The organism is Burkholderia sp. Tr-20355 (assembly GCF_017104685.1).
Lineage (GTDB): Bacteria > Pseudomonadota > Gammaproteobacteria > Burkholderiales > Burkholderiaceae > Burkholderia > Burkholderia seminalis.
This window is the reverse complement of record NZ_JAAGPK010000290.1, coordinates 1-5,073: the sequence shown is the minus strand read 5'-3', so window position 1 is coordinate 5,073 and position 5,073 is coordinate 1. Positions and strand designations below refer to the sequence as shown.

Sequence of the window (5,073 nt, the reverse complement as noted above, 5' to 3'; positions counted from 1 at the left end):
GCCGCGTCGCCTTCGTCGAGCGCGAGGGCGGCCGGATCGACGAGCACCAGGTGATCGTGCGCGATTTCGACGTGAACGGGCTCGACGCACGCCCACGCGTGCGCGCCGGGGTCGCCGCCGTCGGCCAGCAGCATGTAGGGCGCGAGCGGCGCCTCGTCCGCGGCGTTGCCCTGGGTCGCGCCGAACCGGCGGGCCAGCCAGCGCTCGTGCGGCAGCGTGCGCTGGAAGTCCTCGCCGGCCACGCGCTCGACGAGGCTGGCGCGGGCGAGCAACTTTTCGAGCGCGGGGCTGTCCAGCGTGTGCAGGGACGAGGCCGCATCGGCTGCCGACGGCAGTGCGAACGGAACGAGAAAATGGAGGCGTCGGTCGTGCATGATGGTGCGCATTGTATGGCAAACTGCGCGCGTGATCGGGCCGGCCGACGGCCCGTTTGCGTCCGGCGGCCGTTTTTCGACCGTGCCCGGACCGATGGCCGCCACCGGGCGGCGGTCCGGCCGCGGGGCGCCTCCCCGCCGTAACCAGCAGAAAGGATTCGCTTGAAACTTCCGTATGAATGGCAGATCGGCTGGCGCTACACGCGCGCCGGCAAACGCACGACCGGCAACGGCTTCATTTCCTTCATCGCGCTCGTGTCGATGCTCGGGATCGCGCTCGGCGTCGCGGCGCTGATCGTCGTGCTGTCGGTGATGAACGGCTTCCAGAAGGAAGTGCGCGACCGCATGCTGTCGGTGCTCGCGCACGTCGAGGTGTTCTCGCCGACGGGCTCGATGCCCGACTGGCAACTGACCGCGCAGGAAGCGCGCCGCAATCCGTCGGTGATCGGCGCGGCGCCGTACGTCGACGCGCAGGCGCTGCTCACGCGCCAGGACGCGGTGAGCGGCGTGATGCTGCGCGGCGTCGAGCCGACGCTCGAGCCGCAGGTGTCCGACATCGGCAAGGACATGAAGGCCGGGCAGCTCGCCGCGCTCGTGCCGGGGCAGTTCGGGATCGTGCTCGGCGATGCGCTCGCCGGCAACCTCGGCGTGACGGTCGGCGACAAGGTCACGCTGGTCGCGCCCGAAGGCTCGATCACGCCGGCCGGCATGATGCCGCGGCTGAAGCAGTTCACGGTCGTCGGCGTGTTCGAATCGGGCCACTACGAATACGACAGCACGCTCGCGATGATCAACATCCGCGACGCCGAGGCGCTGTTCCGGATGACCGCGCCGACCGGCGTGCGGCTGCGGCTGACGGACATGCAGAAGGCGCCGCAGGTCGCGGTCGAGCTGTCGCACACGCTGTCGGGCAGCCTGTACATCCGCGACTGGACGCAGCAGAACAAGACCTGGTTCTCGGCCGTGCAGATCGAGAAGCGGATGATGTTCATCATCCTCACGCTGATCATCGCGGTGGCCGCGTTCAACCTCGTGTCGTCGCTCGTGATGACGGTGACCAACAAGCAGGCGGACATCGCGATCCTGCGCACGCTCGGCGCGCAACCGGGGTCGATCATGAAGATCTTCGTCGTGCAGGGCGTGACGATCGGCTTCGTCGGCACCGCATCCGGCGTCGCGCTCGGCTGCCTGATCGCGTGGAGCATCCCGTGGCTGATCCCGATGATCGAGCACCTGTTCGGCGTGCAGTTCCTGCCGCCGTCGGTGTACTTCATCAGCGAGCTGCCGTCCGAACTCGTCGCGAGCGACGTGATCCGGATCGGGCTGATCGCGTTCGCGCTGTCGGCCGTCGCGACGCTGTATCCGAGCTGGCGCGGCGCGAAGGTGAAGCCGGCGGAGGCGCTCCGCTATGAATGACCGCGCGACCGCATTCGCGGATTCACGACAACACAACAGACAGGATTCGGCTGGTATGCAGGAATACGTGCTTCAGGCGCGCGGGATCACGAAGGCGTTCGTGCAGGGCGGCTTCAACGTGCAGGTGCTCAGCAACACCGAGCTGACGGTGCGGCGCGGCGAGAAACTCGCGGTCGTCGGCGCATCGGGCTCCGGCAAGAGCACGCTGCTGCATGTGCTCGGCGGGCTCGACGAGCCGAGCGCGGGCGAGGTTTCGCTGCTCGGCAAGCCGTTTACGCAACTCGCCGAGCGCGAGCGCAACGAATTGCGCAACCGCGCGCTCGGTTTCGTCTACCAGTTCCATCACCTGTTGCCCGAATTCACCGCGCTCGACAACGTCGCGATGCCGCTGCGCATCCGCCGGATGACGACCGAGGATGCGCGCGAGCAGGCCCAGGCGATGCTCGAGCGCGTCGGTCTCGGCCCGCGCGCGAAGCACCGGCCGGGCGAGCTGTCGGGCGGCGAGCGCCAGCGCGTCGCGATCGCGCGCGCGCTGGTCACGAAGCCGGCATGCGTGCTCGCCGACGAGCCGACCGGCAACCTCGACGGCACGACGGCCGACACGGTGTTCAACCTGATGCTCGAACTGTCCGAGACGCTCGAAACGAGCTTCGTGATCGTCACGCACGATCCCGATCTCGCCGCACGCTGCGACCGCATCATGCGGCTGCGCGACGGCGTGCTGCACGAGGAGCCGGCGCTGCCGGTGTGATACGCGATCGTCCTTGAGCCGATGCCGGGTGGGTCCCGGCGCGGCGCAGGGGCGCAGGACTGCCGCCATGTGGATCGACACGCACTGCCATCTCGACGCCGCCGAGTTCGACGCCGACCGCGACGCGGTCGCGCATGCGGCGCGCGCGGCCGGCGTGTCGCGCATCGTGATCCCGAGCATCGGGCGCGACAACTTCACGACGGTGCGCGAACTCGCGCAACGCACGCCGGGCGCCGTCTATGCGCTCGGCATCCATCCGATGTATACGCCGCAGGCGCGCGACGAGGATCTCGACCGCCTGCGCATGGAGATCGAAGCGAGTCTCGACGATCCGCGCTTCGTCGCGATCGGCGAGATCGGCCTCGACTACTTCGTGCCGGGGCTCGACGAAGACCGGCAGCAGTTCTTCTATCAGGGGCAGCTCAAGCTGGCACGCGAATTCGACCTGCCCGTGCTGTGCCACGTGCGCAAGTCGCAGGATCGCGTGCTCGCGGGGCTGCGCCGTTTCGGCGTGCGGCGCGGCATCGCGCATGCGTTCAACGGCAGTTTCCAGCAGGCCGACGCGTATCTCGCGCAAGGGCTGCATCTCGGCTTCGGCGGCAACGTGACGTTCTCGCGCGCGCTGCAGATCCGCCGGCTCGCCACGGAACTGCCGCTCGACGCGCTCGTCGTCGAGACCGACGCGCCCGACATCGCGCCCGAATGGGCGTACAAATCCCGCAATACGCCCGACCAGGTGCCGCGCATCGGTGACGTGCTCGCCGAACTGCGCGGGATCGATACCCGTTCACTCGGTCTATCCACAACGGCCAACGCGCTCGCCGCGCTGCCGCGACTCGCGCTTTCGTCCGCATAATCGTTGCCGGAAGGCGCCGCATTCGTCAGCGCGGCGCCAGGTCGACGAGGAGGCGCGATGCGCGTGGGGTGGATCGCGTTCGCGCTCGGCGTCGTCGTGCTGCAGCGGCAGGCGGCGTTGCCGGGTGCGATCGCATGGATGGCCGGTGCGGCCGTGCTCGCCGGATGCGCGGCGCTGGGTGCGTGGTGCATGCGTCGCCGGCGCACGCGCGCGACGGCCGCGCTCGGATGGATGCTGTGCACGCTCGCGGCCTGCGTCGCGGGATTCGGCTACGCGGCCGTGCGCGCCGAATGGCGGTTGAGCGACAGCTTGCCGGCGGAATGGGAAGGGCGCGACATCGTCGTCACCGGCGTGATCAGGGGGCTGCCCGTCGTCGACGAGAGCGGTGCGCGGCTGCTGTTCGCGGTCGAGTCGAACGATGCCGGGCTGGCCCGTTTCCCGCCGCTGATCAGGCTGTCGTGGCGCGCGTATGGCGCGCCCGCGGCACGTGACGCGCTGCCCGACCTGCGGGCCGCCCAGCGCTGGCGTTTCGTCGTGCGCCTGAAGCGTCCGCATGCCGAGGCCAATCCCGGCGTGCGCGACAGCGAGGCGGCGTGGCTCGCCGCGGGGATTCGCGCGATCGGCTATGTCAGCGCGCCGCACCGGGCGGCATTGCTCGATGCGCGCGCAACGGGATGGCGCGCGTCGATCGACCGGGTACGCGACTGGCTGCGGACACGCATCGGCGAGACGCTCGGTGTCGATGCGGCGCATCGCGGCATCGTTGCCGCACTGGCGATCGGCGACCAGTCGGCCATCGGCGACGATGACTGGCGTGTCCTGCGCAACACGGGCACGAGCCACCTGGTCGCGATTTCCGGATTGCATGTCGGGCTGGTCGGCGCGATCGCGGGTGGGCTCGTGTCGATGGTCTGGCGCCGCGTGCGCTGGCGCGCGCGGGCCGCGACGCTCGTATTGCCGGCGCCGTACGCGGCCGCGCTCGCCGCGCTGATGGCCGCGGCCGGCTATGCGGCGCTGGCCGGCTTCAACGTGCCGGCGCAGCGTGCGTGGTGGATGATCGCGGGCGGAGGCGTCGCGTATCTGGCCGGACGCAGCGTGCCGACATCCGCGGTGCTGGGCGCGGCACTCGGCGGCGTGCTGCTCGCCGATCCGTGGGCCGTGCTGTCGGCCGGGTTCTGGCTGTCGTTCGGCGCGGTCGCCGTGATCCTGCTGGCCGTCGCCGGCTGGCGCGCCGTGCGCGTGGCCGACGCGGAGGGCGACGAGGGCAGCGGCGGCGCGAGTCCGTCGAGCCGGTTGCGTGCCTGGGGCCGGCGCGCCGGCCGCCGCGTCGCCGAGGCCGCGCGCGTGCAATACGCGGTGACGATCGGTCTCGCGCCGCTCACCGCCGCGTGGTTCGCGCAGGTTTCGCTGTCGGGGCCGCTCGGCAATGCGTTCGCGATTCCGTGGGTCAGCTCGGTCGTGACGCCGGTCGTGCTGGCCGGCATCGCGTTGCCCGCGCCGTTCGATGCTTACGCGTTCCGGCTCGCGCATGCGGCGCTCGAACCGATGATGACGCTGCTCGGGCGCCTCGCCGACTGGCCGGCCGGCGTGCTCTGGCTGCGCATGCCCGACTGGCCGGTGCTGGCGCTCGCCTGCGTGGGCGTCGCCTGGGCGCTGATGCCCACGCAGGCGAGCGA

The 5,073-nt window shown here is 70.6% G+C and carries 4 protein-coding genes and 1 pseudogene; 4 read left to right on the top strand and 1 reads right to left on the bottom strand.

All coding sequences use genetic code 11. The features are described 5' to 3' along the window. A pseudogene (locus G3N62_RS34255) lies at window positions 1-386 on the bottom strand (regulator); the annotation flags it as partial. 150 nt (window positions 387-536) lie between these two features. Here G3N62_RS34255 and G3N62_RS34250 point away from each other — a divergent pair. The 4 genes from G3N62_RS34250 to G3N62_RS34235 form a co-directional block, all read left to right on the top strand. Further along, the gene (locus tag G3N62_RS34250; protein WP_034188934.1) at window positions 537-1,790 is read left to right on the top strand and encodes a lipoprotein-releasing ABC transporter permease subunit; all 1,254 of its coding nucleotides are present in this window, start codon (window positions 537-539) and stop codon (window positions 1,788-1,790) included. Beyond that, the gene (lolD, locus tag G3N62_RS34245; RefSeq protein WP_080287859.1) at window positions 1,783-2,541 is read left to right on the top strand and encodes a lipoprotein-releasing ABC transporter ATP-binding protein LolD; all 759 of its coding nucleotides are present in this window, start codon (window positions 1,783-1,785) and stop codon (window positions 2,539-2,541) included. Before G3N62_RS34250 ends, lolD begins: the two co-directional genes overlap by 8 nt. A gap of 67 nt (window positions 2,542-2,608) precedes the next feature. Then, on the top strand, window positions 2,609-3,397 hold the full coding sequence (locus G3N62_RS34240) for a TatD family hydrolase (protein WP_034188932.1): 789 nt from the start codon (window positions 2,609-2,611) through the stop codon (window positions 3,395-3,397). 57 nt (window positions 3,398-3,454) lie between these two features. Then, the coding region (locus G3N62_RS34235) for a ComEC/Rec2 family competence protein (protein ID WP_206141483.1) at window positions 3,455-5,073 on the top strand (1,619 nt) is incomplete at its 3' end.